This window comes from Haloplanus sp. C73 (genome assembly GCF_051195115.1).
Classification (GTDB): Archaea; Halobacteriota; Halobacteria; order Halobacteriales; family Haloferacaceae; genus Haloplanus.
On sequence record NZ_JBNTJZ010000001.1, the window covers coordinates 388,318 to 414,886 of the forward strand.

General features: G+C 66.6%; 29 protein-coding genes. 17 read left to right on the top strand and 12 right to left on the bottom strand.

Annotation, left to right across the window (positions count from 1 at the left end):
- The first annotated feature begins 15 nt into the window (after positions 1 to 15).
- From ACQUSQ_RS02020 to ACQUSQ_RS02035, 4 genes are read left to right on the top strand one after another with little or no spacing between them, the layout of a single operon-like run.
- On the top strand, positions 16 to 309 hold the full coding sequence (locus ACQUSQ_RS02020) for a hypothetical protein (protein ID WP_435066831.1): 294 nt from the start codon (positions 16 to 18) through the stop codon (positions 307 to 309).
- A 44-nt stretch (positions 310 to 353) separates the two neighbouring features.
- Positions 354 to 1,367, top strand: coding sequence for a mevalonate kinase (gene mvk / locus ACQUSQ_RS02025; protein WP_435066832.1), 1,014 nt, complete (start codon positions 354 to 356; stop codon positions 1,365 to 1,367).
- Positions 1,364 to 2,095, top strand: a complete 732-nt coding sequence (locus tag ACQUSQ_RS02030) for an isopentenyl phosphate kinase (protein WP_435066833.1) — start codon at positions 1,364 to 1,366, stop codon at positions 2,093 to 2,095. The genes mvk and ACQUSQ_RS02030 overlap by 4 nt, the downstream gene beginning before the upstream one ends.
- A 50-nt stretch (positions 2,096 to 2,145) precedes the next feature.
- Entirely contained in the window at positions 2,146 to 2,418 is a 273-nt protein-coding gene (locus ACQUSQ_RS02035) for a hypothetical protein (RefSeq protein ID WP_435066834.1), read from the top strand.
- Here the strand turns inward: ACQUSQ_RS02035 and ACQUSQ_RS02040 are convergent.
- From ACQUSQ_RS02040 to thyX, 5 genes are all read right to left on the bottom strand, one after another.
- A complete protein-coding gene (locus ACQUSQ_RS02040; protein ID WP_435066835.1) occupies positions 2,415 to 3,161 on the bottom strand; it encodes an MBL fold metallo-hydrolase in 747 nt (248 codons plus the stop codon). The two genes, ACQUSQ_RS02035 and ACQUSQ_RS02040, sit on opposite strands and share 4 nt — an antisense overlap.
- Positions 3,162 to 3,201: 40 nt before the next feature.
- Entirely contained in the window at positions 3,202 to 3,408 is a 207-nt protein-coding gene (locus ACQUSQ_RS02045; RefSeq protein WP_435066836.1) for a TRAM domain-containing protein, read from the bottom strand.
- 57 nt (positions 3,409 to 3,465) lie between these two features.
- Positions 3,466 to 4,755 (bottom strand): glycosyltransferase family 2 protein, encoded by a 1,290-nt coding sequence (locus tag ACQUSQ_RS02050; RefSeq protein ID WP_435066837.1) that lies wholly within the window; start codon positions 4,753 to 4,755, stop codon positions 3,466 to 3,468.
- A gap of 16 nt (positions 4,756 to 4,771) precedes the next feature.
- Positions 4,772 to 6,166: a lamin tail domain-containing protein gene (locus ACQUSQ_RS02055; protein ID WP_435066838.1), complete on the bottom strand. Its 1,395-nt coding sequence runs from the start codon at positions 6,164 to 6,166 to the stop codon at positions 4,772 to 4,774.
- A gap of 84 nt (positions 6,167 to 6,250) precedes the next feature.
- A complete protein-coding gene (gene thyX / locus ACQUSQ_RS02060) occupies positions 6,251 to 6,994 on the bottom strand; it encodes an FAD-dependent thymidylate synthase (RefSeq protein ID WP_435066839.1) in 744 nt (247 codons plus the stop codon).
- 145 nt (positions 6,995 to 7,139) lie between these two features.
- On the opposite strand from thyX, the gene ACQUSQ_RS02065 reads away from it, so the two are divergent.
- The gene (locus tag ACQUSQ_RS02065; protein WP_435066840.1) at positions 7,140 to 8,765 is read left to right on the top strand and encodes a hypothetical protein; all 1,626 of its coding nucleotides are present in this window, start codon (positions 7,140 to 7,142) and stop codon (positions 8,763 to 8,765) included.
- Positions 8,766 to 8,855: 90 nt separating this feature from the next.
- Positions 8,856 to 9,428, top strand: coding sequence for an MBL fold metallo-hydrolase (locus ACQUSQ_RS02070; protein ID WP_435066841.1), 573 nt, complete (start codon positions 8,856 to 8,858; stop codon positions 9,426 to 9,428).
- Here ACQUSQ_RS02070 and ACQUSQ_RS02075 read toward each other — a convergent pair.
- The 3 genes from ACQUSQ_RS02075 to ACQUSQ_RS02085 form a co-directional block, all read right to left on the bottom strand.
- Positions 9,425 to 9,694 (bottom strand): DUF5827 family protein, encoded by a 270-nt coding sequence (locus tag ACQUSQ_RS02075; protein ID WP_435066842.1) that lies wholly within the window; start codon positions 9,692 to 9,694, stop codon positions 9,425 to 9,427. The genes ACQUSQ_RS02070 and ACQUSQ_RS02075 overlap by 4 nt on opposite strands.
- Before the next feature lie 96 nt (positions 9,695 to 9,790).
- Positions 9,791 to 10,390, bottom strand: a complete 600-nt coding sequence (gene sod, locus ACQUSQ_RS02080; protein WP_435066843.1) for a superoxide dismutase — start codon at positions 10,388 to 10,390, stop codon at positions 9,791 to 9,793.
- 178 nt (positions 10,391 to 10,568) lie between these two features.
- Positions 10,569 to 10,751, bottom strand: coding sequence for a hypothetical protein (locus ACQUSQ_RS02085; protein ID WP_435066844.1), 183 nt, complete (start codon positions 10,749 to 10,751; stop codon positions 10,569 to 10,571).
- Between the two features lie 152 nt (positions 10,752 to 10,903).
- On the opposite strand from ACQUSQ_RS02085, the gene ACQUSQ_RS02090 reads away from it, so the two are divergent.
- The 3 genes from ACQUSQ_RS02090 to ACQUSQ_RS02100 are packed head-to-tail and all read left to right on the top strand — an operon-like array spanning position 10,904 to position 13,684.
- Entirely contained in the window at positions 10,904 to 12,127 is a 1,224-nt protein-coding gene (locus ACQUSQ_RS02090) for an HD domain-containing protein (RefSeq protein WP_435066845.1), read from the top strand.
- A 30-nt stretch (positions 12,128 to 12,157) separates the two neighbouring features.
- The gene (locus ACQUSQ_RS02095) at positions 12,158 to 13,171 is read left to right on the top strand and encodes an amidohydrolase family protein (protein WP_435066846.1); all 1,014 of its coding nucleotides are present in this window, start codon (positions 12,158 to 12,160) and stop codon (positions 13,169 to 13,171) included.
- Between the two features lie 57 nt (positions 13,172 to 13,228).
- Positions 13,229 to 13,684 carry a universal stress protein gene (locus ACQUSQ_RS02100; RefSeq protein ID WP_435066847.1) on the top strand — a complete coding sequence of 152 codons (456 nt, stop codon included), beginning with the start codon at positions 13,229 to 13,231 and terminating at the stop codon, positions 13,682 to 13,684.
- 6 nt (positions 13,685 to 13,690) lie between these two features.
- Here ACQUSQ_RS02100 and ACQUSQ_RS02105 read toward each other — a convergent pair whose 3' ends face one another.
- Positions 13,691 to 14,623 (bottom strand): biotin--[acetyl-CoA-carboxylase] ligase, encoded by a 933-nt coding sequence (locus tag ACQUSQ_RS02105; protein ID WP_435066848.1) that lies wholly within the window; start codon positions 14,621 to 14,623, stop codon positions 13,691 to 13,693.
- A complete protein-coding gene (locus ACQUSQ_RS02110; RefSeq protein ID WP_435066849.1) occupies positions 14,620 to 16,413 on the bottom strand; it encodes an acetyl-CoA carboxylase biotin carboxylase subunit in 1,794 nt (597 codons plus the stop codon). Before ACQUSQ_RS02110 ends, ACQUSQ_RS02105 begins: the two co-directional genes overlap by 4 nt.
- Before the next feature lie 227 nt (positions 16,414 to 16,640).
- Between ACQUSQ_RS02110 and asd the strand changes: the two genes are divergently transcribed.
- Positions 16,641 to 17,681: an aspartate-semialdehyde dehydrogenase gene (asd, locus tag ACQUSQ_RS02115; RefSeq protein ID WP_435066850.1), complete on the top strand. Its 1,041-nt coding sequence runs from the start codon at positions 16,641 to 16,643 to the stop codon at positions 17,679 to 17,681.
- On the opposite strand, the gene ACQUSQ_RS02120 is transcribed toward asd, so the two are convergent.
- The gene (locus ACQUSQ_RS02120; RefSeq protein WP_435066851.1) at positions 17,682 to 18,062 is read right to left on the bottom strand and encodes a cyclophilin-like fold protein; all 381 of its coding nucleotides are present in this window, start codon (positions 18,060 to 18,062) and stop codon (positions 17,682 to 17,684) included.
- Between the two features lie 94 nt (positions 18,063 to 18,156).
- Between ACQUSQ_RS02120 and ACQUSQ_RS02125 the strand changes: the two genes are divergently transcribed.
- The 7 genes from ACQUSQ_RS02125 (at position 18,157) to ACQUSQ_RS02155 (ending at position 26,120) form a co-directional block, all read left to right on the top strand.
- Complete coding sequence (locus tag ACQUSQ_RS02125) at positions 18,157 to 19,383, top strand: LeuA family protein (protein WP_092630106.1); 1,227 nt, start codon at positions 18,157 to 18,159, stop codon at positions 19,381 to 19,383.
- 303 nt (positions 19,384 to 19,686) lie between these two features.
- Positions 19,687 to 21,444: a biosynthetic-type acetolactate synthase large subunit gene (ilvB, locus tag ACQUSQ_RS02130; RefSeq protein ID WP_435066852.1), complete on the top strand. Its 1,758-nt coding sequence runs from the start codon at positions 19,687 to 19,689 to the stop codon at positions 21,442 to 21,444.
- Complete coding sequence (gene ilvN / locus ACQUSQ_RS02135) at positions 21,441 to 22,031, top strand: acetolactate synthase small subunit (RefSeq protein WP_435066853.1); 591 nt, start codon at positions 21,441 to 21,443, stop codon at positions 22,029 to 22,031. The genes ilvB and ilvN overlap by 4 nt, the downstream gene beginning before the upstream one ends.
- A gap of 2 nt (positions 22,032 to 22,033) precedes the next feature.
- Positions 22,034 to 23,074, top strand: coding sequence for a ketol-acid reductoisomerase (ilvC, locus tag ACQUSQ_RS02140; protein ID WP_435066854.1), 1,041 nt, complete (start codon positions 22,034 to 22,036; stop codon positions 23,072 to 23,074).
- Between the two features lie 42 nt (positions 23,075 to 23,116).
- Positions 23,117 to 24,535 (top strand): 3-isopropylmalate dehydratase large subunit, encoded by a 1,419-nt coding sequence (gene leuC / locus ACQUSQ_RS02145; protein WP_435066855.1) that lies wholly within the window; start codon positions 23,117 to 23,119, stop codon positions 24,533 to 24,535.
- Positions 24,532 to 25,146 carry a 3-isopropylmalate dehydratase small subunit gene (gene leuD / locus ACQUSQ_RS02150; protein WP_435066856.1) on the top strand — a complete coding sequence of 205 codons (615 nt, stop codon included), beginning with the start codon at positions 24,532 to 24,534 and terminating at the stop codon, positions 25,144 to 25,146. The genes leuC and leuD overlap by 4 nt, the downstream gene beginning before the upstream one ends.
- Positions 25,143 to 26,120, top strand: a complete 978-nt coding sequence (locus ACQUSQ_RS02155; RefSeq protein ID WP_435066857.1) for an isocitrate/isopropylmalate dehydrogenase family protein — start codon at positions 25,143 to 25,145, stop codon at positions 26,118 to 26,120. The genes leuD and ACQUSQ_RS02155 overlap by 4 nt, the downstream gene beginning before the upstream one ends.
- Here ACQUSQ_RS02155 and ACQUSQ_RS02160 read toward each other — a convergent pair whose 3' ends face one another.
- Positions 26,121 to 26,561: a DUF5799 family protein gene (locus ACQUSQ_RS02160; protein ID WP_435066858.1), complete on the bottom strand. Its 441-nt coding sequence runs from the start codon at positions 26,559 to 26,561 to the stop codon at positions 26,121 to 26,123.
- Positions 26,562 to 26,569: the final 8 nt, after the last annotated feature.

Below are 26,569 nucleotides of genomic sequence, written 5' to 3' on the forward strand. Positions count from 1 at the left end.
GCGATAACTGTCGGTATGGCAGACAAGAAGTTCACGCTCCTCGAACTCCACCTCGACGAGATTCAGATTGGTCCCTCGGCACTCGGCAGCGGCACGGCAGACGAGCCGTTGCCCGACGCCGAGAGCGATGCCGAAAGCGACGCCGAGAGCGACGAGACGGGTGGCTGTGGCTGTCCGGGCAAGAAGGCCGGCAAACTCCTCGCCGTCCTCCTCGTTCTCGCACTCGTTGCCCTCGCCGCGAAGAAACTCCTCGGCGGCGGCGTCGAGGACTTCGACGAACTCGACGACTTGGCTGACCTCGACGAGTAGGCGTCTTCGGTTCGCTTAAGCGATGGCCGGGGTATAGGGCGGGTATGACGGTATCGAGCGCACCGGGCAAGGTGTATCTCTTTGGCGAACACGCCGTCGTCTACGGCGAACCCGCCATCCCCTGTGCCATCGAGCGCCGCGCGACCATCAGCGTCGAGTCGCGCGACGACGACCACGTTCGCGTGCAGGCGTCGGACCTCAGCCTCGACGGCTTCACCGTCGAGTACACGGGAACGACCGACGACCGGCCCGACGTCGACGTGCCCGCGTCGCTGGTCGACGCCGCGATGGGCTACATCGACGCGGCGGTGGAACAGGCCCGCGAGGCCGCCGACGCGCCCGACGCTGGCTTCGACATCACCGTCGAGAGCGATATCCCACTCGGCGCCGGCCTCGGCTCCTCGGCGGCGGTGACCGTCGCGGGCATCGACGCCGCGACGCGCGAACTCGGCCAGCCACTCTCGACGGAAGAACTCGCCGACCGCGCGTACCGCGCCGAGGCGGCGGTCCAGAAGGGCGAGGCGTCGCGGGCCGACACGTTCTGTTCGGCCGTCGGCGGCGCCGTCCGGGTCGAGGGCGACGACTGCCGGAGCATCGACGCCCCAGACCTCCCCATCGTCGTCGGCTTCGACGGCGGCGCCGGCGACACTGGCGAACTCGTCGCTGGCGTGCGAGCGCTGAAAGACCGCTACGACTTCGCCGCCGACACCATCGCGACCATCGGCGACATCGTCCGGCAGGGTGAGGGGTTTCTCGACCCCGAGTCGGACTCCGACCTCGATATGGAGGCACGAATCGAGGAAATCGGGCGGCTGATGGATTTCAATCACGGCCTGCTGGAATCGCTCGGCGTCTCCTCTCGCTCCCTCGACAGCATGGTGTGGGCGGCGCGCGAGGCGGGCGCTCACGGCGCGAAACTCACCGGTGCGGGCGGTGGCGGCTGTATCGTCGCCCTCGACCCGACGCCCGAGACGCTGACGGCGCTCCGGTTCACGCCGGGGTGTGAGGAGGCATTCCGCGCCGAACTCGACGACGACGGCGTCCGGAGGGAAGCGTGACGACCGTCCTCAAACTCGGTGGGAGCCTCATCACCGAGAAGGACCGAGCGGAGACGCTCGACGGCGCGGCGCTGGCGGCGGCGGCCGATGCCATCGCCGACTGCGACGACGACTTGGCGCTCGTTCACGGCGCCGGCAGTTTCGGCCACCACTACGCCGACCGCCACGACGTGAGCGTCACCTCTGGCACGACCGACGCCGGCAACGCCCTCGAAATCCACGGGTCGATGACGACGCTCAACCGGTTCGTCCTCTCGCGACTCCACGAGCGCGACGTGTCGGCGCTGCCCGTCCACCCGCTCTCGGCGGGCGCCCGCGACGCCGACGCCGCTCTCGACCTCTCCGTCGCGTCGGTGCGGACGATGCTCGGCGAGGGCTTTCTCCCCGTCAGCCACGGCGACGTCATCGCCCACGAGGGACAGGGCGCGACCATCGTCTCGGGCGACGAGGTGGTGGTGCGCTTCGCGGAGGGCCTCGACGCCGACCGAGTCGGCCTCTGTTCGACCGTCGACGGCGTCTACGGCGCGGACGGCGAGGTCATCGACCGCATCGACGACTTCGACGCCGTCGCGTCGGCGCTCGGCGGGAGCGACGCCACCGACGTGACCGGGGGCATGGCCGGGAAGGTGCGCAACCTCCTCGAACTGGACGCGCCGGCCTTCGTCTTCGGCGCCGACGACCTCTCTACCTTCCTCTCGGGCGGCGAACCGGGCACGCGAATCGACTGACGGCCCGGATAGCCCCCGCACTCATAGGGAGCGGCCGTCTACGACCGCCGATGACCGACGACTCAGTCCGGGTCTGGCTCGTCGAGCGGACCTACTCCGACGACGAACAGAACGTAATCATCCTCACCTACGCCACGACGGACGGGACGCGCTATTTCCGGAAAGAGCGGGCGCTCACATCCTTCTCCGACGTCAGAGACACGACGGCGGCCGTCGACGCCGAACCGAACGACCTCGGCATCGTCGACGACGAACTGCGCGAGGCGTACGCCGCGGAAGCGAAGCGCATGGCGACCGAACACGACCCCGACGACGTCATCTAGCAGTCCACTCGCAGGCCGTCGCGAGCGAAGCGCACGTCGCCGTCGTATCGCGACTCGATTGCCGCCAGCATCTCCTCGTGCCGCCCCTCCGTGTGCGGGTAGAGGTGGGTCAGATACACCCGCCCGTAGTCGTGGCCGGCGATGGCGTCGCCGAGCGTCGACGGCGTCGGGTGGTTGTCGACGTCGACGTCGTCCGGGAACGAGCAGTCGTGGACGAACAGCGCCGACCCGTCGGCGAAAGCCGCCAGCGACTCGAAGGCCTCGGTGTCGCTGCTGATGGTGAGGTCACCCTCGCCGTCGGTCCCCGCGAACCGATAGGCGAGGCCGTCGACCGAATGTCGCGTCTCGCGGGCCGTCACGTCGAAGCCGGCGACCGAGAAGTCGTAGGCGCCCACCTCTCGAATCTGGAGGTCGACCCGGCCGTCGAGGTAGTCGAAGGCGTCGAACAGGTCGTCGACGAGGCGTTTCGTCCCGCGGGGGCCGACGACTTCGAGGTGGTCGTCGCCGGACAGCCACCGCGCTTTCAGGAGGGGAAGGAGGTCCGCGACGTGGTCGAGATGGAGATGTGTGAGAAGGACCGTCGAGACGCCCTCGTATCCGGCGTCGGTCGCCGCGAGGCGGTGGAGGACGCCCGCGCCGCAGTCGACCAACACCCGGCGGTCGTCGCGCTCGACCACCAACCCAGTCTGTGCCCGGTCCGGGAGTGGCATCGCGCTCCCGGTGCCGAGAAACGTGAGTCGCATGGGCGCAGGTGTCGCGGCCGGGCCGAAAGCGTTCGGATTCCTACAGCCCGAACTCCGAGTCGACGACGTCGCCGCGCGCGAAATTCGAATCGACGTCGGTTATCTCGATTTCAACCGTCTCGCCCAGCGTCGCCTCGTCGACGAGGACGGCGAAGTCGTCGACGTAACCGACGCCGTCGCCTTCCGAGCCGAGTTCTTCGATAGCGACGACGTACGTCTCACCGGGAGTCACTGGCGATTCTGGCATGGGAACCAGTACCGCACGGAGACGGAAATAAGTCGGGGCAGTAACACGTCGCCGCGGCTATCGCTCGCCGTCAGCGGGGTTGCTATCGCCGTCTGCCGATGTCTCGTCCCTTCCCGCTTCGTCCGCCTTCGCCGTCGTCTGGAAGGATTCGGGTGGCGAGAGAAAGCCCCACGCCGCCCCGGCGGAGTGGAAGGCGACGACGAGCGGATAACACAGGAACACCGGAAGCGTTCGGAGCGACGGCCCCTCGTAGTAGCGCCACCCGCGCCACACCCATATCAGCGAGAAGCCGAACATCAGCCACGCGACGATGCGAAAGGGAACCTGTCCCGGCGTCGTCGTCGGAATGGCGCCGCTGAACAGGATGAGAAACGCCGTGAGCGGGCTGAACGCCCACGCGACGTTTCGAATCGTCATCAGCGCCTCGAACCGGCGCGAGAGATACGCCTCGTCGCGGAGCGTCCCCGTCAGCCAGCGGCGGCGTTGCTCGAACATCGCCCGCAGCGACGGCGGCGCCTGATTTCGAAACTTCGTGTCCAGCACCTCGAACTCCGCTCCCGCGCGGACGGCCTGCCACGCGAACACCGTGTCCTCGATGAGCGTCTCGAAGTTCCACGTCACCGAGTCCTCGACCGATTTCCGGACAGCGATGCCGCCACCCCACGCGTACAGCGGGATGTTGAGGGCGGGGAAGCCGGTCTGTTCGGTCTGATACCCCATCCGGAGCACCTCGGCCCAGTAGGTGAGATACGACCCCGTGAAGGTGGGCCACTCCCGAAACTGGACGATGTCGGCGTCGGGCAGCCCCTCGAACTCCGGGACGAGGGTGTCCTCGTCCAGAAAGAGGACGAACTCCTTCTCACAGGGGAGTTCGCGACGCGCCCACTCCAGCGCGCGGCCCTTGTCCGAAGCGACCGACGAGAACTCGTCGGGGACGACGTGGACCGCCGCCCCGTCCACGTCGATGTCCGCTTCGGCGACAACGTGGCAGTCCGCGAGTTCGTCGGGTAGCGTCTCGACTGTCTGCTGGACGACGTCCGCGGCGTCGACGGTCAGAATCCGGACCTGCACGTCGTCCGGGCCGTACGCCAACGGTGGCGAGTCGTGCGCCCAACCGAGGTAGGCCTCGTAGGCCCAGACGCCCGTCGCGACGGCGTACATCCCCACGAAGAGCCACAGTCCGAGGTAGACGAATCCGCGAAGCGTCGGGCGGTAGGGAAGCCACGTCGGACTCCCGAGAGTCACGACCAATCCGGCGACGAAGACGGCGAGGAAAAAGAGCGCGAGCAGACGGTCGGCGGCGAACGGATTGGTGCGCCCGTCGTCCTCGTCGCCATCGTCCGTCATCGTGAGCGGCACCGCCTCACTGCCGGGGGTACGAGTATTCGAGAATCTCCTCCCCGTCGGCGTCGAGTACGAGTATCGTGTCGCCGTCGTCGTCCCAGACGGAGTGCTCGACGTCCCAGTAGAGGTCGGTGTCCGTCCACTCGCGGTCACCGGTGTGGAGTCGGAAGCGCTGGCCGGCCTCCAGCGTGAACCCATCGGGCAGATGGAACGTCCACCCCTCCTCGTCCCTGATGTCGTGGCCGGTCAGGTCGAGGGGTTCGTCGCCGTCGTTCTCGAACTCGACGTACTCGTCGACGAGGGTCTCACTCTCCGGGGCGACGTTGAGGTCGGTCACGACCAACTGGGGCTGTTCTCGCTCGACGTTGTCGAACCCGCCGGGGCGGACGACGTCGCGCCCGCGGACGAACGTGTCCTCGCCCGTCTTGGTCACCAGATAGCCGTAGGCCGAGTCGAGCGAGAAGTTCGCGGCACGGGCCGTGTATTCGAGATAGAGCGTGCCGTCCTGCGAGAAATGTCGCTGGGGCTGGGCGGCGTTCTGCCCGGCGAGATACTCCTTCGAGCCGAAGTTGACCGCGTAGTTGCCGGGGTCGAGGGCAGACGGCGCGACCCAGTTGCTCGGGTCGGCGACGTCCGGCGGTGCCCTGACCGCGACGACCAGCGGCTCCTCCGCGTAGGGGTCGAACTCGTTCGACTCCGAATCGGGCATGATATCGACGTTCGCACGCTTCACCGTCCGGCCGCGCGCCGGCTTGAGTTTCGCCGGCTTCGACTGCGAGAGTTCGTAGGTGTCGAGACTCCCGAGTTCGCCCGAGCGAAAGCGCCACAAGTCGACCCCCCGTAGCTCCGTCGGCGTGATGCTAATCGTGAAATCGGAGCGGTCGAGGACGCCCCAGTACGCGCCCCCGTCGGTTGCGTTGGCACCCCACTCCCAGCGCACTTTCGCGTTGCCGCCGTTCCACGGGTCGAAGTCGTCGTCGATTCCCTCGGGGTCGTCGCGAACCGCCCACTCGCCTCGGTCGCGGCTCAGGCCGGAGAAGGAAAAGGTCGCCGAGCCACCGTGGTCGACCGCCGGACTCCCGTGGAGGAAGACGAGCGAGCGGTCCACCGGGCCGTCGTAGACGAACAGACGCGAGGCGGCGTCGTCCTCGATGACCGACGCCTCGGGGCTGGCCGTCCCGTCCTGATAATCGTAGAACTCCTCGACGGTGTCGCCATCGTGAGAGATGGGCTCGACCGTCCAGCGGAGATACCCCTGCTGGAGGAGATACGTCTCGTCGGCGGTCGAGGACTGCGAGGAGAGGTAGGCACCGGCGCCGCCGAGCGCCACGACACCGATTGCGCCCCCGAGTGCGAACCGCCGCCGCGAAATCGACGCGTCCCCATCCCGCTCGTCAGCGTCGTCTTCGGTCACTAGCGCGTCGGTACCGATTTCACGTGTAAAAGGGGTTCCCCTAATATCGCCGCCGAAACGGAGCGCCGCCTCGAAGCCGGCGGCTCAGGGCGCGAGACGGTTCTTCCGGCCCTTCATGTGTTTCTCGTAGTGGTCGAACGTCATCGGGCACCACTCGGCGGCCCGGTCGAGGATGGCTTCGGTCATCTCGCGAATCTCCCACTGGCTGTCGGCGGCGGCACGCATGTCCGCGACGTGCATCAGCATGCGTGCGTTCAGCGACATCACGATGTTGACCTCCGTGCCGATTGGGAGGACGAACCGAGCGTCTTCGGGCGGCATCCCCAAATCGAGGAGGTCCTGATACGACTCCACCGCGTTCCGGACCGTCTCGCGGAAGATGCGCTCTCGCTCCGCGACCGTCTCCTCGTCGACGGGGCCGCTCGACTGGTTGCGGCCTATCCACTCCGGGTCGGTCGCCGACGGCGGCGTCACCACCATCGCGCCGTCCTCGACTTCGGCGGGGTCGACCTCGTCGAACGAGACGTAGCGCATGCTCTGGATGTCGAAACTGACGTGGCGGTGACGCGTAATCTGGGCCATGCACGACCGGCTGACACCCTTGATGGCGAACGTCGCCTGCGGGTGTTCGAACGGGCCGAAGTGGCCGTGGTCGAGCAAGTGACCGATGAGCGTCCGCTGTTTCTCCTCTATCGTCTCTCCCTCGATGTCCGCCATCGCCTCCTCGAAGGAGATGTCGCCGACGAACTCGGAGAGGTAGTCGTTTCGCGCCGCCGTACAGATGACACGCTCCGGGTCGGGCGTCGCTTCGAGCAGTGTGACCTCCATACGCCTGCAGGGGTAGCGTGGCACGTAAACGTTGCCGACGCGGGATGGATTCGAACAGCGGCGACCACACCCACCGAGCGCTCCGTTCTGACACCCACTATTTTGATGACAAAAAATAAATACAACGTTCCGATTGGCGTACGATGTGGTCCGGCTATCGGCAAAGTCAATCTGGCAACCGCGGACACTTCTCGCCGGTTCAGCAGTCGCCGACCTCGTCGTTCGCCTTCCCGAGGACATCATCCTCCCGCTCCTTTCGATTGGGAGCGGGGTCTTTGGAACGCCCGCCGCTGGCTTTCTCACCACGTGGGCGATGTTCGCAGCCGCAGTGTACGCGTTCACTCCCCTCGTGTTTGAGCGGACCGACCCGCCTCTTCCCTCCGAGGCTCCCGGATTCAAACTATCTTTCACGCTCGGAACGATTGCGGCGGCCATTCTCATCACGCGGGTCTTCACCAGCGACGGTGACACCGCCCTTCTCGTCCTGTCTCTTGTCGTTGCACTGGCCGGTGGTTGCTTACTGACTGCCTATCTGGTGTTTTCTCGCGGCTGGGAGTTATACGCCGAAGACGGCCGATTCGTCGGACTTCTCGGGGTTATCGTCCCCGGTTCCGACGAAGAGTACGAATCGGAAGTGAGTGCGGATTTCGCCCGTGAGGGATGGCTGGGACGTTTCGCACGTTCACTGTATCCGATAGGTGCGACGATGTCTTTCAGCATCGTCGTTTTACTGGCCTCGTTTGCGATAGCGAATTCGACGCTGATTTTTCCGTTTCCGGACATTTTCTTTCTGGCGTGGGCCATCTCGACAATTGTCGTGCCTCGTTTCGCGGTCGGCCCCGGGCGCGACCGAATCCTGAATCTCGAATTCGAGTTCGACCGGTACCTACTCGACGCGCTGGAGCACATGTCACGCGGAATGTACGGCATGGCCGGAACGTTCTACCTGATGTTCGGTCTCATAAGCGGCCTCCTTCCACTCGTCGTCATCACGGCCGGCGGATATCTCTCTGCCCTCCCCAGACTAGCGAGTTTCGTCCTGCTCGGAATCGAGAGCGGAGTTCGTCTGGAACTTCTCGTGGTGCTCTGGAACGTTCTCGGCGTGTTTTTCGTCGCGACGTTCGGCGGCTTGTTCGGTGGGTGGATATGGATCCGGGAGTTCCAACGGTTTCCTTACTTCCTGAACCGAGTGGACGGGACGATTTCGGAGGGGGACCCACCAGCACGGGCAACAGGATTCGTCCTCATTCCGATCCTCAGTGTGTTGGGGTCGTACGGCTTCGCAGCAGTGTTCGCTTCGGACCGAATTAGTGCCACCGTCCAGTGGAGCTACGCTGTCCTCTGGCCGACGCTCATTCTTGTTGGGTTGGCAACGTATTGGCACACGCTTCGGCGGCCATGTCAGTCGATTAAACGAGAGTACGCTTGGGTCGTGGGCGGCGTCGTCGGACAGGTGGCAGTCATAGCCGTCGATTACGAGGCTGTGAGACGCACCCGGGATATTGGTTCGGTAATGGCAGCAGTAGACGGGGGAATCTTCACAGGGGTGCTCTTGATTCTGCTGTCGGCCATCCCTCTCTGCTCGAATTCTGTAGGTAGGCCCGACGGAATTCGTCGATACGATTTCGTACTGCTCGTCATTATCCTCGGTGGCGTCTTCCTGTACGGTGCGACAGCTATGTCGTTCGGCCCATCTGCGATGTTCGCCGTAGGAACGGCGGTCTGTTGGATTGGCGCCATCCTCTGTACCATAGGCATCTACTATTCGTGACCACGAATCACCCGTTTCCCGCCTCTCCCTATCGAGACGCTGTCGACCGGAACGAGAACCGTCAAGTCCGCACATCTCGCATCGTCGCCCATGTCTATCGAGAACCTCTCGGCGGGCGTGAGTGCCTTCACCAGCAACGTCTTTCTCGTGACCGGCGAGCGGACCGCCCTCGTCGACGTCGGCGCCAACTACGACGTCGTCTCGGCGGTCGAGTCCCGCGTCGACGGCCTCGACACCGTCGTTCTCACCCACACCCACCGCGACCACGTCGAGAACGTCGACGTCGTTCGCGCGGCGTTCGACGTCGAGACGGTCGGCTACGACACGACACACCCCGCCGTCGACGCCGAACTCGGGGCGACGGTTCGTCTCGGCGACCACGACTACACCGTCCTCCACACGCCGGGCCACAAGAACGACCACGTCTGTCTGTACGCGCCGACGGCGCAGGTGTGTTTCGCGGGCGATTTGGTCTTTGCGGACGGGGCGTTCGGGCGAACGGACTTGGAGGAAGGCGACCGCGAGACGCTCGTCCGGAGCATCGACCGCCTCCTCGACGCCGTCGACTCGGACCTCGACGCGCTCTACGCGGGCCACGGGCCGAGCGTCACCGACGGCGCCTACGCGACAATCGAACAGGCCGGGCGGGCGGCGCGGCGCTAGTTCGTCTTGCGTCCGTAGTACCCGGGGTCGTCGTCGGTCGGTGGCTCGGCGATGACCAAGTTCTCGGCGTTGACCATCACCCACGGCACCGCCCAGTCGACGAGGACGGCCTCCGTCCCCTCGTCGAGTTCGGCGTCGGGGTCGAGGCCCTGTAACAGCCGGCCGATTTCGGAGATGGTGTACATCTGGTCGGATTCGAGCAACTCCTCGGGCGTGTAGAACTCACAGGGGTAGAGTTCATCGAACGCGTCTTTCGGTCGCGGCATACCGGTCGTTGTCGGCGCGGGCCGTAAACGCTACCGACTGCGGAGCGTCGCCACTCGCCGCGCGGCGTCGAAAGAAATGTCGGGGTTGGGGAGCCGTTACTCGAAGAGTTCGACGGCCTGCTCGTAGCGGGCGCTCGGCTCTTCCCAGTCGACGACTTGGAAGAAGTTGTCCACGAAGTCGCCACGGGCCGGGCCGTAGTCGTGGTAGTACGAGTGCTCCCAGACGTCGAGCGCGAGGATGGGGTGGGAACCCCAGAGCGCGCCTTGGTCGTGCTTGTCGACCACGACGTTGCGGAGCTGGTTCGAGAAGCTGTCGTACACCAAGAGTGCCCAGCCACCGGCGGCGCCGGCAGCGGCTTCGAATTCGCCCTTCCAGGCCTCGTAGGATCCGAAGTCCTCCTCGATACGGTCGGCAAGGTCACCGGTCGGCTCGTCGCCACCCTCCGGCGACATCGAGTTCCAGAACAGGTCGTGGAGGATGTGACCGGAGCCGTTGTGGGTGACGTTGCGGATGGCGCCCGGCGAGGAGCCGAAGTCGCCGTCCTCGCGGTTCGCTTCGAGCGTCTCCTCGGCGCTGTTCCAGCCGTTCACGTAGCCCTGATGATGGGTGTCGTGATGCCAGATGAGCACCTGTTCGGAGATGTGCGGCTCGAGGGCGTCGTAGTCGTACGGCAGGGGGTCAAGTTCGTAGCTCATAATGTAGCCTCCACCGGAATGATGTATCGGGACGCTGTTAAGCTTTGAGGAACCGTACGCTACTCCCTCTCATGGTCTGCCGAGCGAGTGGGACGCCCCCCTCGTCGAGACGGCGGTGACACTTCGGCGGGCCGAGTAGAGTCGTTAAAATTGCTTCACGAGACCGGTACGGGCGGCTTCAACCCCGAAGGGGCGTGTCTGAAACTGCGGGCTCCAGCTGATAGATGTAAAGAACCGATGCCAGTAGCACCACCGCAAGAGCGGCGAGGAACCAAGTTGGGTTGGCATAAGCGACGTACAGTCCGCCCAGTCCACCAACTCCACCGATACCGCCGTACAGCGCCGCGTTAGTGATTCCCATGCACGCAATATTCGACACTTTAAGAAAAATCTTTGGGTGAGTTCTTCGCGGAGCGCAGACACACCCCGCTCGGTCGAGTTGCGAACGGCACGACCCGCTCAGGACGATTGCACGGCCCCGAGGACTATACTGCAGGGCGGCGAAGTGACCATATGGCGACGATTAAGGACAGCGTCCACGACCACATCGAGGTGACGGGCGTCGCCGAGGCGTTGCTCGACACGCCGGCGATGCAACGGCTGCGCCGAATCCGCCAACTCGGCACCGTCTCGCTGGTGTATCCGGCCGCCAACCACACCCGGTTCGAGCACAGTCTGGGCGTCTATCACCTCGCGTCCGAGGCGCTCGACCACCTCGGCGTGGCGGGGCAGGCGGCCGAACGCGTCCGCGCCGCCGCCCTCCTCCACGACGTGGGCCATCCGCCCTTCAGCCACAACGTCGAACACCTCCTCTACCGACACACGGGGAAGTTCCACGACGACGTGTCGGACCTCCTCGCGAGCGGTCGCGTCGGTGCCGTCCTCCGGGACCACGACCTCGACCCCCGCACCGTCGCCGACCTCGTCGCCGGCGAGGGCCACTACGGACCGCTCGTCTCCGGCGAACTCGACGTGGACCGGATGGACTATCTCGTCCGCGACGCCCACCACACCGGCGTCCCCTACGGCACCATCGACCACGGGCGACTGGTCCGCGAACTCACCTTCGTCGACGGCGAACTCGTCCTCGCCGAAGGGAACGTCCAGACAGCCGAGAGCCTCCTGCTGGCGCGGGCGCTCATGAACCCGACCGTCTACACGCACCACGTCGCCCGCATCGGCAAGGCGATGCTCCGCCGAGCGACCGAGCGCCTCATCACCGAGGCCGGCTACGACGCCGAGACGGTTCGGCGGTGGGACGATTCTGACCTGCTGGTCACGCTCCGGCGCACGGACGCCACCGCCGGCTTCGCCGACCGACTCTCGACGCGTGACCTCTACAAGCGGGCGGTGTGGGCGGAGCTATCGGACGTGCCCGACGACCTCCTGACGGCGGACCACGACCGAGTCCGTGCCCTCGAACGCGACATCGCGAGCGAGGCGGACCTCGACTCCGATTCGGTCATCCTCGACATCCCGCCGGAGCCGGAGATTCGCGAGTCGTCGTCGCGGGTGGTCGTCAACGGCGACATCCGGCGTCTCGACCGCCAGTCACCGCTCGTGAGCGCGCTCCGAATCGCCGGCCGCAACCAGTGGCGCCTCGGCGTCTACGCCCCGCCCACCGCCGTCGACCGCGTCGGGCGCATCGCCGTCCGAACGCTCGGCCTCGACATCGATGGCGCGCCCATCTCCGAGGTTCGGGGTGGCATCGACGCGACCCTCGACGAGTTCGGGTAAGTTCAAGGCGAACGCGACGCCTGTGTCGGTATGGAACTCGAAGGTCTCGTCCTCCGCGGCCGGACGTTCGACCCCATCGAGGGTCGCGTCGTCGTCGACGACGGCGAAATCGTCGCCATCGAGGAGACTGAGACGGACTCGGACGCCATCATCTGCCCCGCGTTCGTCAACGCACACACCCACATCGGCGACTCGATAGCCAAAGAGGCCGGCGCCGGCCTCTCGCTCGATGACCTCGTGGCGCCGCCGGACGGACTCAAACACCGACTGCTTCGCGCCGCCTCGACCGAGGAGAAAGTCGAGGCGATGCGGCGCTCGCTTCGCTTCATGGAACGGTCGGGAACCGCCCGAACCATCGAATTCCGCGAGGGCGGCGTCGAGGGGGTCCGAGCGATTCGGGAGGCGCTCGACGGCCTCGACATCGAGGCGACGGTGCTCGGACGCGAGACGGTCGACGCGATGGAGGCGGGCGACGGCTTCGGCGCCAGCGGCGCCCGCGACGACGACTTCGCTGAGCGTCGTGCCGCCACCCGCGCCGCGAACAAGCCCTTCGGCATCCACGCGGGCGAGCGTGACTCCCACGACCTCTCGCCGGCCCTCGACCTCGACCCCACCTTCCTCGTCCACGTCGTCCACCCGGAACCGCATCATCTCGACCGCATCGAGCGCGAGGGCGTCCCCGTCGTGGTCTGTCCGCGCTCGAATCTCGTCACCGGCGTCGGCACCCCGCCCATCGCCGACCTCTGTGACCGAACGACCGTCGCGCTGGGCACGGACAACGTCATGCTCAACAGCCCGTCGATGTTCCGCGAGATGGAGTTCGCGACGAAGGTTGGCGACGTCCCCGCCGAGGAGGTGCTTCGGATGGCGACGATACACGGCGCCGAACTCGTGGACCGGAACTGCGGGCTGATAGAGACGGGTCGAGACGCGAAGTTGCTCGTCCTCGACGGCGACTCGGACAACCTCGCCGGCGCGCGGGACCCCGTTCGGGCCGTCGTCCGCCGGGCGGGCGTCGCCGACGTCGAGCGCGTCGTGTTGTAGTGGCCACGCCGACCTCCCGTGTCAAGAGTTATGTAGCGTAGCCTGATACCGATACACATGGGCGCGTACGACCGGATTCTCGTTCCGACTGACGGCTCGGAAGGCGTGGAGCGAGCCATCGAACACGCCGTCGAGGTGGCGAGCATCAACGACGCCGAAATCCACGGGCTCTACGTCCTGAGTACGGACGCCTACGCGGGACTGGGGATGGAGTCGTCGTGGGAGAGCGTCGACCAACTCCTCCGCGAGGACGCCGCCGAAGCCGTAGAGCGCGTCAGAGAACTCGCCGACGGCGTCGACACCGACGTATCCGTCGAGACTACCGTCGTCGAGGGGAAGCCGAGTCGCGAAATCGTCCGCTACGCCGAGGACGAGGGCTGTGACCTCGTGGTGATGGGCACCCACGGCCGGGGCGGCCTCGACCGTCTCCTCCTCGGGAGCGTCGCCGAATCCGTCGTCCGCGCGTCCTCGATTCCGGTGACGACCGTTCCCGTGGCGGAAGGCGACGACTGACGGCAATCAGTCGCCCGCCGGCCGGAGATGCTCGCAGTCCCCGGCGTGGACGGTTCGCTCCCCTTCTTCCGTGCGGACGACGAGCGCCCCCGGGAACTCGATGTCGACGGCCTCGCCCTCGACGACGCCGCCGGGCGTCTCGACACGCACGTCCCGGCCGAGCGTGACGGCGTGGTCGCGCCACGCGGGGAGTACCTCCTCGGCGTCTATGTCGTGAATCACTTCGACGACCCGCTGGCAGAAGCGCCGCCGGTCGGCGGTGCCGCCCGCCTCGCGAACGCTCGTCGCCGTCTCGGGCAGGTCGGCGGCGGCCACGTCCACGTTCGCACCGATGCCGACGAGTAGCCACGAGATGCGGTCGGCCTCGCCTTCCATCTCGGTAAGGATGCCCGCGAGTTTCCGCTCGTCGTCGGCGAGCAACACGTCGTTCGGCCACTTGATGACCGCGTCGACGCCCGCCTCGCGGCAGGCGCGCGTGACGGCCACGGCGGCGGCGAGCGTGAATATCGGTGCGTGAGCGGGCGGGCGCTCCGGGCGCCGGAGGAGGCTGGCGTAGACGCCGCCAAGTGGCGACGACCACTCCCGGTCGAGTCGGCCGCGGCCCCCCGTCTGCTCGCCCGCGACGACGAGGACGTCGCTCGCGCCCTCCATTGCTAGTTCTCGCGCGCGGTCGTTCGTACTCGCGAGTCGGTCGTGATACTCGACAGCGTAGGGGGCGTCGAGGCCGAAGGCGATGGCGTCGCCGCCGTAGTCGGGCACCGAACGAACGGCGTAGCCGTCGGTCCCGCTCTCGATATCGAACCCCGCCTCTCGGAGCGCCTCGACGTGTTTCCATATCGCCGCTCGCGAGACGCCGAGTTCCTCGGCGAGCGCCGGCCCCGACACCGGGCCGTCGGCGTCGGCCAGCGCCCGACAGAGGCGTCTCCGGGTGTCCGTCATTCCAGGACGATAAGGGGGTCACCCATGTCGACGCTCTCGCCCTCGCCCACCAGCACCTCGGTGACCGTCCCGCCGTTCTCGGCGACGATGTCGTTTTCCATCTTCATCGCTTCGAGGACGAGGACGACGTCGCCGGGCGCCACCTCGTCGCCCGCGGCCACCTCGACGGAGAGGATGGTGCCCTGCATCTCGGCGTGTATCTGCTCGCCCTCGCCGGGGGCGACCGACTCCTCGTCGTCTTCGGTAGCGGCGTCGGGGCGGCTCAGTCCGCCACCACCGCCGCCGTCACCACCGCCGGTCGGGATGGCCGGCGCGCCGCGCTCCTCCAGTTCCACGTCGAAGCGCTTGCCGTTGACCTCGACGGTGAACTCGCGTTCGGTCACCGTCTCGTCCTCGTCGTCGGCCTCCGCCTCGTCCGGTCCCCAGCGTTCGACCGCTCGTTCGATGCGCTCGGGGTCGAGTTCCTCGTCGAGGTAGTTCGTCGTGTGGGTGCCCGCGGTGAACTGCTCGTCGGTCACCATCAGTCGGTGGAACGGGATGACGGTGTGGAAGCCCTGAATGTCGAACTCGCGGAGCGCCCGCTCCGCGCGGGCGAGACACTCGTCGCGGTCACCGGCGCTGACGATTAACTTCGCTATCATCGAGTCGTAGTCGCCGCCGATGTCGTCGCCCTGTCGGACGGCGTCGTCGACCCGAACCCCGATGCCGCCCGGCGGGTCGTACGTTTCCAGACGGCCCGTCGCGGGGGCGAAATCGCGAGCCGCGTTCTCGGCGTTGATGCGGAACTCCATCGCGTGGCCCTCGATGTCGACGTCCGCTTGGGCGAACCCGATTTCCTCGCCCGCGGCGACGCGGAGCTGTTCTTTCACGATGTCGATGCCCGTGATTTCCTCCGTGACAGGATGTTCGACCTGAATCCGGGTGTTGACTTCGAGGAAGTAGAACTCGCCGTCTTCCACGAGGAACTCGACGGTGCCGGCGTTGGTGTAGTCCGTCTCGCCGACGCCCGTTCGGGCCGCGTCGCCGATGCGCTCGCGCAGGTCGTCTGAGAGCGCCGGACTCGGCCCCTCCTCGACGACCTTCTGGTGGCGGCGCTGGAGCGAGCAGTCGCGCTCGCCCAGATGGCGCACGTTGCCGTGGTGGTCGGCGACGATTTGGACTTCGATGTGTCGCGGCGCTTCGAGGAAGCGTTCGAGATAGACCGAATCGTTGTCGAAGTAGGCCTCGCCCTCGCGTTTGGCCGCGGCGAACTGCTCCTCGATTTCGTCCGGCGACTCGACGATTTTCATCCCGCGCCCGCCGCCGCCGCCTTCGGCCTTGATGGCGATTGGGTAGCCGTGTTCCTCGCCGAACGCCTCGACTTCCGACGGGTCCTCGACGGGGTCGGTCGTCCCCGGCACGACGGGGACGCCGGCCCCCTGCATCACTTTCCGGGCCTTGGTCTTCTCGCCGAGTCGCTCCATCGCCTCGGCGGGCGGCCCAATCCACGTGCACTCGCTGTCCTCGACGCGGGCGGCGAATCTGGCGTTTTCGGCCATGAAGCCGTAGCCGGGGTGGATGGCGTCGGCGTCGGCTTTCCGCGCCGCCTCGAGAATCGCGTCTTGGTCCAGATACGAGTCCGCGGCGCGGGCCGGGCCGACGTTGTACGCCTCGTCGGCGTAGCGGACGTGGCCCGCGTGCTTGTCGGCCTCGCTGTAGACGGCGACGGTCCGAACCCCGAGTTCCTCGCAGGCGCGCATGACGCGAACGGCTATCTCGCCGCGGTTCGCGACGAGGACCTTCCTGAACATGAACGGCAGTAGGACCAATTGCCCCGTTAGTGTATCGGTCACGGAGCCGGTGTTGACGACTGACGGGTTCTGTGTCCCATCTGTACCCGAATCGGGTTTCAAATCCGAGTTTGGTTTCGCCCCGTCGTGTCGATACTGCCGAGCCGTTCGTTCGGTCACTTTCCGACTGGCGATAGGCTGTCCCGGAATCCAAACGGCCTTATGCGAGTGACCCACACGGGAACGTAATGTCAGTACGAGTCGGCATCCTCGGTGCGACCGGTGCGGTCGGACAGCGATTCATCCAACTACTCGACGACCACCCGACGTTCGAACTCGCGGCGCTCACCGCCAGCGACGAGAGCGCGGGCAAGCCCTACCGCGAGGCGGCGAAGTGGCGAGTCGACACCCCCATCCCCGTCGACGTGGCGGAGATGACGGTCCGCCGCACCGACCCCGACGCGGTGCCGGACGACCTCGACCTGCTCTTCTCGTCGCTCCCCTCCGGCGTCGCCGTCGACGTCGAGGAGGACTTCGCCCGCGACGGCTACGTCATCTCCTCGAACTCCTCGAACGACCGACTGGCCGAAGACGTCCCGCTGACGATTCCGGAAATCAACCCGGGCCACCTCGACCTCATCGAGGTGCAGCGAGACGAACGCGGCTGGGACGGCGCACTGGTGAAGAACCCGAACTGCTCGACGATAACCATGATTCCGCCGCTGGCGGCGCTCGACGAGGCGTTCGGTCTCGACCGAATCAACGTCTCCACGCTGCAGGCCGTCTCCGGCGGCGGCTACTCCGGGGTCACCTCAATGGAGATTATCGACAACGTCCTCCCGCACATCGGCGGCGAGGAGGACAAGATGGAGACGGAGTCCCGGAAACTGCTCGGCGACTTCGACGGCGCCGAAATCGAGTGGCACGACGTCGACGTCGCGGCCTCCTGTAACCGCGTCCCGACGCTCGACGGCCACCTCGAAAACGCCTTCGTCGACCTCGCCGAGGACGACCTCGAAGTCAGCGAGATTGAAGACGCGATGCGCGAGTTCCCCGGCGTCGACCTACCGAGCGCGCCGAACCAGCTGATTCACGTCTTCGACGACCCCGAGCGCCCCCAGCCCCGGATGGACCGGATGCGCGGGCAGGGGATGCAGATTTGTGTCGGCGGCGTGCAGTCGACGCCCCACGGTGTGAAGTTCAACTGCCTCGCTCACAACACCGTCCGCGGCGCCGCGGGCGCCAGCCTCCTCAACGGCGAACTCCTCCACGAGAACGGCTACCTGTAGTCAGTCGGTCGTGACGCTGACCGTCGCTCCGGCCCCGCCGGACAACGCAGACAGGGGCGAGTGGTCCTCGATGCGGGCGACGACGTTCACCGGCGACGCGGCCCGTGGCTCCGTGCCCGTACTCGCCGGCGTCGGTCCCCAAAACAGACACAGCGCGTTCCCGCTGGGCCAGTAGGCAATCGTCCCCGGTTCGACCTCCGCGCGCGCCGTCGGTTCGGCGTCGACGTCGACCGGAATCCGGAAGTAGAGTTCGTCTCCCCAGCGCGTGGCTTGGCCGTCGATGGGCAAGGCATCCGCGATGGCCCGCCGCGTCTCCGGGCTCTCGTCGAGCCATGTCGCGTCCATCTCGGTGCCGTCGACGGCGACGACGAAATCTGACATGGCGTGGCCGTCCACGTGAGCGGGCATATATCCTTTGTCGCCGCTGACGAGCGGACAGAGACAGGTTTATATATCAGGCAGGGACTCTGGTAGGATACAATGTCTAACGACATGGAGGATTCGTCGGACACCCCGGCGGATCGAGTTCTTCCAGGGCACGTTGGCCCGCACCGGCGAAATTGACGGTGTACGAATTTTCGACACGACGCTCCGAGACGGTGAGCAATCGCCACGCACGTCGTTCAGCTACGACGAGAAGCGAGACATCGCCGCAGTCCTTGACGAGATGGGCACCCACGTCATCGAGGCGGGGTTCCCGGTCAACTCCGATGCGGAGTTCGAGGCCGTTCGAGACATCTCGAACGCCACCGACACGACGGTGTGTGGCCTCGCCCGCGTCGTCGACAAGGACGTGGAGGCGGCGCTCGACTCGGGCGTGGACTTGGTTCACGTCTTCGTGAGTACGAGCGACGTGCAGTTGCAAGACTCCATGCACGCCTCGCGCGAGGAGGCGGTCGACCGCGCCGTCGAAGCGGTCGAACGCGTCAAAGAGGCGGGCGTGGAGTGTATGTTCTCGCCGATGGACGCCACCCGGACGGACGACGACTTCCTCGTCGACGTGGTGGAGGCCGTCAGCGAGGCGGGGACCGACTGGATCAACATTCCTGACACCTGCGGGGTTGCGACGCCCACGCGGTTCATGGACTTGGTTCAGATGGTCCGCGAGAACACCGACGCCAGAGTCGACGTGCACGCGCACGACGACTTCGGACTGGCGACGGCCAACGCCATGGCCGGCTTCGAGGCAGGCGCCGCACAGGCGCAGGTATCGGTCAACGGCATCGGCGAACGCGCCGGCAACGCCGCGTTCGAGGAGGTCGTCATGGCCTCCGAGGCGCTGTACGACGTCGACACCGGTATCGACACGACCCGCATCACGGAACTGTCCCGGATGGTCGAGGAGTACAGCGACATCCCCAACCCGCCGAACAAGCCCGTCGTGGGCCGCAACGCCTTCTCTCACGAGAGCGGCATTCACGCCGCGGGCGTCATCGAGAACTCGGACACGTTCGAGCCGGGCGTGATGACGCCGGAGATGGTCGGTGCGACCCGCGAGTTCGTCCTCGGGAAGCACACGGGGACCCACTCGGTCCGAAAGCGCCTCGAAGAAATCGGCTACGCGCCGACCGACTCCGAGGTGCGGGCCGTCACGCGGCTGGTCAAAGATTACGGTGCCGACAAGCAGCGCGTGACCATGGCCGACCTCCGTCGCTTCGCCCGCGAGGAGAACGTCACTCGCGAGGAGGAGGTCCGCGCCTGAGCGTGCCCGTCCGCTCGCTCCGTGTGAGCGACGGGCGTCGCCCGCTATCGGGACGCGACGGAAACAGTTATACGGCCAGAGAGGCACCCAACGGGTACGATGCGAGGGTTCGGTCACGTCCGCGGCAGTGTCGCGGACGCGGGTCGCCGGCGCGGGCGCGGAGCCGGTGGTCCAATCGACCCCATTGTAGGGGCTGTATAGCCCCCTACACTCCCTTCCTCGGACCCGACCGTACCGTACATAGCCAGACGGCCACACGACCATGAACCATCCACACCGACAGCGACCGACCGATTCACGACCATGAGCGAACGAACGACCAAACCACCGGAGACAGAGGAGACGGAGGCCGACACCGACGCGACGCCGACGCCGGTGACGTCCGGCGCCACGTCCACCGTCCGCGCCCTGGAAAATGCCGGCATCAACGTGATGTTCGGCGTTCAGGGCGGGGCAATCATGCCCGTGTACGACGCCCTCTGGGACTCCGACCTCCGGCACGTCATGATGGCACACGAACAGGGCGCGGCCCACGCCGCCGACGCCTACAACGTGGTGTCCGGTGAGCCGGGCGTCTGTCTGGCCACGTCGGGTCCCGGCGCGACCAACCTCGTGACGGGACTCGCCGACGCCAACATGGACTCCGACGCCGTGGTGGCGCTGACCGGCCAAGTGCCCCAGCACATGGTCGGCAGCGACGCCTTCCAAGAGACGGACACGACGGGCATCACCGCCCCCATCACGAAGAACAACTACTTCGCGAGCGACCCCGACACCGTCGGCGACACCGTCGGCGAGGCAGTGGCGCTCGCGGGGAGCGGTCGACCCGGGCCGACGCTGGTCGACCTCCCGAAAGACGTCACCAACGGGGAGACAGACCGGGAACCGGGAATGGCCCAGACGCCGGAGACGTACACGCCCCAGAGCGAGGCGGACACGGACGCCGTCGAGACGGCGGCCAGCGCCATCGAGTCGGCGGAGAAACCGCTGCTCCTGTTCGGCGGTGGCGTCGTGAAGGCGGACGCCGCGGACGTGGCCCGCGAGTTCGCCATGGACTACGAGATTCCGGTCGTGACGACGATGCCGGGTATCGGCACCATGCCCGAGGACCACGAACTCTGCCTATCGTGGGCGGGTATGCACGGCACCGGCTACGCCAATCTCGCCATCAACCACACGGACCTGCTGATAGCGGTCGGCACCCGGTTCGACGACCGCCTGACCGGCGGCATCGAGTCGTTCGCGCCCGGCGCGGAGATTATCCACGTCGACATCGACCCCGCCGAGATTAGCAAGAACATCCACGCGGACTACCCGCTCATCGGCGATGCGGGGCGCGTCCTCGAACAACTCGACGAGGCGCTGACGACGGTGCCCGACGTCGACGAGTGGCGCGAGCAGTGCCAGACGTGGAAAGACGAGTACCCGATGGATTACGCGGCGCCGGACGACGAACCGCTCAAACCGCAGTTCGTCGTTGAGGCGCTCGACGAGGCCACGAGCGACGAGGCCGTCGTCACCTCGGGTGTCGGCCAACACCAGATGTGGGCGTCGCAGTACTGGACGTTCCGAGAGCCGCGCAAGTGGATTTCCTCGCACGGGCTCGGGACGATGGGCTACGGCCTGCCCGCGGCCATCGGGGCGCGGCTGGCGGCCGACGACGGCGAGGAAGTCGTCTGCATCGACGGCGACGGCTCCTTCCTGATGACCGTCGAGGAGCTTTCGGTCGCGGTTCGCGAGAACCTCGACATCACGATAGCCATCCTGAACAACGAGTACATCGGGATGGTCCGGCAGTGGCAGGACGCCTTCTTCGACGGCCGCCACATGGCCGCCGGGTATAGCTGGATTCCGGAGTTCGACAAACTCGCGGAGGCCTTTGGCGCCCGCGGCTGGCGCGTCGACGACTACGACGAGGTGGCCGACGCCATCGAGGAGGCGCTGAGCTACGACGGCCCCTCGGTCATCGACTTCCACATCGACCCCGAGGAGAACGTCTACCCGATGGTGCCAAGTGGCGGCGCAAACGACAAGTTCGCACTCTCGGAGGACCAACTATGAGCGGCGGACTCGAAGGCCCCGAGCCGGAGGAACGCGAGACGCCGGAGGGCCGACGCAACTCGCAAGGCATTCGTATCGACCCCGAAGTCGAGGCAGAGCCGGAGGCCCAGCGAGCCGTCCTCTCGGCGCTCGTGAAACACGAACCGGGTGTGCTGGCGAACGTGTCCGGGCTCTTCCGGCGCCGGCAGTTCAACATCGAAAGCCTCACCGTGGGGCCGACCACTGACCCGGACAGGGCGCGGATTACGCTCGAAATCGAGGAGCCCGAACCGGGCATCGAACAGGCGAAAAAACAGCTACAGAAGCTCATCCCCGTCATCTCCGTCACCGAACTCGAATCCAACGCCATCCGGCGCGAACTCGCGCTCATCAAGGTGGACGGTAGCGACCCCGACCAAGTCGGGGCCGTGGCCGAGATGTACGACGGCAAGACCGTCGACGTCTCACAGCAGTCGGTGACGGTCGAAATCACGGGTAGCGAGCAGAAAATCGAGGCTGCGGTCGAGACGTTCGGCCGGTTCGGCATTCACGAAATCGTCCGAACCGGGACGGCAGCGCTCGAACGCGGCACGCGGAAGACGACATAACCATGACAGAAACCGAATTCACCGTTCCAGTGTACTACGACGACGACGCGGACAGTGACGCAATCGCCGGCAAGACCGTAGCCGTCCTCGGCTACGGCAGTCAGGGTCACGCCCACGCTCAGAACCTCGCCGATAGCGGGGTCGACGTGGTCGTCGGCCTGCGAAAGACCTCCGACTCGTGGGCACAGGCCGAAGACGACGGCCTGCGCGTCGCGACGCCGGACGACGCCGCCGCGGAGGCGGACATCGTCTCGATGCTCGTCCCCGACACCGTCCAGCCGGCGGTGTTCGAGGCCATCAGCGACGGGCTGGAGGCCGGCGACACCCTCCAGTTCGCCCACGGGTTCAACATCCACTACAACCAGATTCAGCCCCCCGAGGGCGTCGACGTGACGATGATTGCGCCCAAGACGCCGGGCCACCTCCTGCGCCGGAACTACGTCGAGGACACGGGCACGCCGGCCCTGCTCGCCGTCTATCAGAACGCGACGGCGGACGCGAAGGCTGAGGCGCTGGCCTACGCACAGGCCATCGGCTGTACGCGCGCCGGCGTCGTCGAGACGACGTTCCAAGAGGAAGTCGAGACGGACCTCTTCGGCGAGCAGGCCGTCCTCTGTGGCGGCATCACGGCGCTCATCAAGCACGGCTACGAGACGCTGGTCGATGCGGGGTACAGCCCCGAGATGGCCTACTTCGAGTGTCTCAACGAGATGAAGCTCATCGTCGACCTGATGTACGAGGGCGGGATGGCCGAGATGTGGGAGTCCGTCTCGGACACCGCCGAGTACGGTGGCCTGAAGGTCGGTCCCGAAATCGTCGACGAGGGCGTCCGCGAGAACATGGACGAGGCGCTCGAAGCGATTCAGAACGGCGAGTTCGCCCGTGACTGGGTCCTCGAAAACAAGGCTGGCCGCCCGGCCTACACGCAGCTGCACGAGGCCGACCGGAACCACGACATCGAGGACGTGGGCGCCCGACTGCGCGCGCTGTTCTCTTGGGCCGAGGAGTCCCCGGAGGAAGCAGAGGCACCGGCCGATGACTGAATATCGCGACGGCTCGGTTCGCGCCGGCCGACGGGTACGACGATGAGCGAGGGGACGCTCTACGACAAGGTGTGGGACCGTCACAAGGTGGCGGACCTGCCGAACGGACAGGACCAACTGTTCATCGGCCTGCACCTGATTCACGAAGTCACGAGCCCGCAGCCGTTCTCCGAGTTGCGCGAACGGGGCATCGAGGTACCCTACCCCGAGCGCAACATCGCCACGGTGGACCACATCGTGCCGACGCGTCCGGAGGGCCGCGAGCGACCGCTGGCAGACGAGTCGGCGGAGGGCATGCTCACGGCGCTCGAACGCAACACGTCGGAGACGGGTATCCAGTTCTACGGACTGGACTCGGACAAGCAGGGCATCACGCACGTCGTCGCGCCCGAACTGGGCTTGACCCAGCCGGGCATGACCGTCGTCTGTGGCGACTCCCACACCGCCACCCACGGTGCCTTCGGCTCCATCGCGTTCGGTATCGGGACGAGTCAGGTTCGGGACGTGCTCTCGTCGCAGTGTGTCGCGGCCGACAAGGCCGAGGTTCGGCGTATCGACGTCGACGGCACGCTCGACGAGGGGGTGTACTCGAAAGACCTCATCCTGAAAATCATCGCCGAACTCGGCGTCGACGGCGGCGTCGGCTACGTCTACGAGTACGGCGGCGAGGCCGTCCACGACCTCTCCATGGAGGAACGCCTCGCAGTGTGTAACATGTCCATCGAGGGCGGTGCACGTGCGGGGTACATCAACCCCGACGAGACCACCTACGAGTTCCTGCGCGGGCGGGAGTTCGCCCCCGAGGGCGAGGCCTTCGAGGAGCGCAAAGAGTACTGGGAGTCCATCGCGAGCGACGACGACGCCGACTACGACGACGTCGTCCACCTCGATGCGTCGAACCTAGAACCGATGGTCACGTGGGGCACCAACCCCGGACAGGCCGTCGGCATCAGCGACCCCGTTCCGGCGCCGGAAGACCTGCCGGAGGACAAGCGCGACGCCGCCCGGACCGCACAGGAACACACGGGCGTCGAACCCGGCGAGACGATGTCGGGCTACGACATCGACGTCGCCTTCCTCGGGACGTGTACGAACGGTCGCGTGAGCGACTTCCGCGAGGCGGCGGCCGTGCTGGAAGGTCGGACGGTCGACCCCGACGTGCGCGCGCTCGCAGTTCCCGGCTCGCAGACGGTGAAATCGAAACTCGAAGCGGAGGGTGTCGACCAAATCTTCCGCGACGCGGGCTTCGAGTGGCGCGAGGCCGGCTGTTCCATGTGTCTCGCGATGAACGACGACTCCCTCGAAGGTGACGAGCGGTGTGCCTCCTCGTCGAACCGCAACTACGTGGGTCGACAGGGGAGCAAGGACGGTCGAACGGTGTTGATGAGTCCCGCGATGGTCGCCGCCGCCGCCGTCGAAGGCGCGGTGACAGACGTGCGCGACATGGAGGTGGACGCATGAGCGATGTGGCCGTCGACGAGATGAAGGTGCGACGCGTCGCGGGCACGGGCGTCCCCCTCCGCGGTGACGACATCGACACGGACCAGATTATCCCCGCGCGATTCCTCAAGACCACCACGTGGGAGGGCCTCGACGAGTACGCGTTCTACGACGCGCGCCGCGACGACGACGGCAATCTCAACGACCATCCCTTCAACGAGTACAAGGGAGCGAACGTCCTCGTCGTCAACGACAACTTCGGCTGTGGCTCGTCCCGAGAGCACGCGCCGCGTGCGCTGGCTCGCTGGGGCGTCGAAGCCATCGTCGGCGAGTCCTTCGCCGAAATCTTCGCCGACAACTGCAAGTCGCTGGGGATTCCGGCCGCGACGGCCGACCCCGAGACGGTCGAGGAGCTACAGAACTTCGTCGAATCGAACCCCGGCGCCGGTATCGAACTCGACGTGGCCGACGAGCAGGTCACCTACGACGCCAAGACCGTCGACGTCGACATCGACGAGGCGATGCGGGGGGCGCTGGTGCAGGGCATCTGGGACACCGTTGCCCTGCTCCGGTCGAACATGGACGCCATCGACGAGACGGCGGCGGACCTGCCGTACGTCGACTCCCGATGAGCGAGCGCATCGCGGTCCTGCCGGGCGACGGCATCGGGCACGAAGTCGTCCCCGCGACCCTGCGCGTCCTCGACGCCGTCGCGGACTTCGAGTACGACCACGTCGAGGCGGGCGACGCCGTCGCGGAGCGAACAGGCACGCCCCTCCCCGAGGAGACGCTCGACGCCGTCGAAACCGCGGACGCGACGCTGTTCGGCGCGACTGGCGAGACATCGGCCGACGTCATCCTCCCACTTCGCGACGCGGTGGACTCGTTCGTCAACATCCGCCCGGCGCGAACGTATCCCGGCGTCGACGCCGTCCAGCCCGAGACTGACATCGTCATCCTCCGGGAGAACACGGAGGGCGTCTACGCGGGTATCGAGGACCGACTGTCGGAGGACGTGTCGACGCTGACGCGTCTGGTCACGCAGTCGGCCTCGCGCCGACTCGCGGAGTTCGCCTGCGAGTACGTCGACTCGAACGGGCACGACGGCTTCACCATCGCCCACAAGAACAACGTGATGCGCGTGACCGACGGCCTGTTCGTCGACACGGTCAGCGAGGTGGCCGCCGAACACGGCGTCGACGCCGACGAGGCGTACATGGACGCCATGGCGACGCATCTCGCGATGGACCCGAGTCAGTACGATGTCATCGTCTGCCCCAATCTCGCGGGCGACGTGCTCTCTGACCTCGCGGCGGGACTGGTCGGCGGCCTCGGCCTACTTCCGAGCGCGAACGTCGGCTCCGAGCGGGGCATCTTCGAACCCGTCCACGGCTGTGCGCCCGACATCGCGGGCGAGGGCGTCGCCAACCCGGCGGCGACGATGTTCTCGGCGGCAATGTTGCTCGACTTCCTCGACTACACCGAAGAAGCGACGGCGGTGCGCACCGCCGTCGAGACGACGCTCTCGGACGGGCCGCGGACGCCGGACCTCGGCGGGTCGGCGACGACCGACGAAGTCGCCGACGCTGTCGTGGACCGGCTGTAACTACCCGTCGTAGGCGTCGCGAACGTCGTCCCACTTTCCTTTCTCTTCGAGATGTTGCTGGAGCGCGGCGGCGTACTCGTCGACGAGGCGTTCCGCGGCATCCAGTCGCTCCTCGCTGTCGTCGCCGAGTCCGAGGGCGCCGCGGACGGCGTCCAAGACGCCCGTCCCGCTGTCCCGTTGCTGGTTCCCGCCACCGGGGCCGCCGGGAGTGGCGCCTCCCTCCTGCACTTTCTCCAGTTCGGGCATCATCTCCGGGAGGTTCTCGGTGTCGGCGACGACCCGTGCCGCCTCGGGGTCGTCGGCGTGTTCGATTTCGAACTCGACGGCGGTCATAATCAGGCCCCACTCCTGATTCGAGAACTCGGAGCTCCGGACCCGGTCACCGAACTTTTGGTCGACGGCCATCCGGTCGCCGACAATCCTGTCGGTCCAGTTCGACATATCCGCTC

What these genes read in the sequence shown, in the direction of transcription:
- ACQUSQ_RS02020 (WP_435066831.1), top strand. Translation starts at nt 16, where the DNA reads ATGGCAGACAAGAAGTTCACGCTCCTCGAACTCCACCTCGACGAGATT.
- mvk (WP_435066832.1), top strand. Translation starts at nt 354, where the DNA reads ATGACGGTATCGAGCGCACCGGGCAAGGTGTATCTCTTTGGCGAACAC.
- ACQUSQ_RS02035 (WP_435066834.1), top strand. Translation starts at nt 2,146, where the DNA reads ATGACCGACGACTCAGTCCGGGTCTGGCTCGTCGAGCGGACCTACTCC.
- ACQUSQ_RS02040 (WP_435066835.1), bottom strand. Translation starts at nt 3,161, where the DNA reads ATGCGACTCACGTTTCTCGGCACCGGGAGCGCGATGCCACTCCCGGAC.
- ACQUSQ_RS02045 (WP_435066836.1), bottom strand. Translation starts at nt 3,408, where the DNA reads ATGCCAGAATCGCCAGTGACTCCCGGTGAGACGTACGTCGTCGCTATC.
- ACQUSQ_RS02050 (WP_435066837.1), bottom strand. Translation starts at nt 4,755, where the DNA reads ATGACGGACGATGGCGACGAGGACGACGGGCGCACCAATCCGTTCGCC.
- thyX (WP_435066839.1), bottom strand. Translation starts at nt 6,994, where the DNA reads ATGGAGGTCACACTGCTCGAAGCGACGCCCGACCCGGAGCGTGTCATC.
- ACQUSQ_RS02070 (WP_435066841.1), top strand. Translation starts at nt 8,856, where the DNA reads ATGTCTATCGAGAACCTCTCGGCGGGCGTGAGTGCCTTCACCAGCAAC.
- ACQUSQ_RS02075 (WP_435066842.1), bottom strand. Translation starts at nt 9,694, where the DNA reads ATGCCGCGACCGAAAGACGCGTTCGATGAACTCTACCCCTGTGAGTTC.
- sod (WP_435066843.1), bottom strand. Translation starts at nt 10,390, where the DNA reads ATGAGCTACGAACTTGACCCCCTGCCGTACGACTACGACGCCCTCGAG.
- ACQUSQ_RS02085 (WP_435066844.1), bottom strand. Translation starts at nt 10,751, where the DNA reads ATGGGAATCACTAACGCGGCGCTGTACGGCGGTATCGGTGGAGTTGGT.
- ACQUSQ_RS02090 (WP_435066845.1), top strand. Translation starts at nt 10,904, where the DNA reads ATGGCGACGATTAAGGACAGCGTCCACGACCACATCGAGGTGACGGGC.
- ACQUSQ_RS02095 (WP_435066846.1), top strand. Translation starts at nt 12,158, where the DNA reads ATGGAACTCGAAGGTCTCGTCCTCCGCGGCCGGACGTTCGACCCCATC.
- ACQUSQ_RS02100 (WP_435066847.1), top strand. Translation starts at nt 13,229, where the DNA reads ATGGGCGCGTACGACCGGATTCTCGTTCCGACTGACGGCTCGGAAGGC.
- ACQUSQ_RS02105 (WP_435066848.1), bottom strand. Translation starts at nt 14,623, where the DNA reads ATGACGGACACCCGGAGACGCCTCTGTCGGGCGCTGGCCGACGCCGAC.
- ACQUSQ_RS02110 (WP_435066849.1), bottom strand. Translation starts at nt 16,413, where the DNA reads ATGTTCAGGAAGGTCCTCGTCGCGAACCGCGGCGAGATAGCCGTTCGC.
- asd (WP_435066850.1), top strand. Translation starts at nt 16,641, where the DNA reads ATGTCAGTACGAGTCGGCATCCTCGGTGCGACCGGTGCGGTCGGACAG.
- ACQUSQ_RS02120 (WP_435066851.1), bottom strand. Translation starts at nt 18,062, where the DNA reads ATGTCAGATTTCGTCGTCGCCGTCGACGGCACCGAGATGGACGCGACA.
- ilvB (WP_435066852.1), top strand. Translation starts at nt 19,687, where the DNA reads ATGAGCGAACGAACGACCAAACCACCGGAGACAGAGGAGACGGAGGCC.
- ilvN (WP_435066853.1), top strand. Translation starts at nt 21,441, where the DNA reads ATGAGCGGCGGACTCGAAGGCCCCGAGCCGGAGGAACGCGAGACGCCG.
- ilvC (WP_435066854.1), top strand. Translation starts at nt 22,034, where the DNA reads ATGACAGAAACCGAATTCACCGTTCCAGTGTACTACGACGACGACGCG.
- leuC (WP_435066855.1), top strand. Translation starts at nt 23,117, where the DNA reads ATGAGCGAGGGGACGCTCTACGACAAGGTGTGGGACCGTCACAAGGTG.
- leuD (WP_435066856.1), top strand. Translation starts at nt 24,532, where the DNA reads ATGAGCGATGTGGCCGTCGACGAGATGAAGGTGCGACGCGTCGCGGGC.
- ACQUSQ_RS02155 (WP_435066857.1), top strand. Translation starts at nt 25,143, where the DNA reads ATGAGCGAGCGCATCGCGGTCCTGCCGGGCGACGGCATCGGGCACGAA.
- ACQUSQ_RS02160 (WP_435066858.1), bottom strand. Translation starts at nt 26,561, where the DNA reads ATGTCGAACTGGACCGACAGGATTGTCGGCGACCGGATGGCCGTCGAC.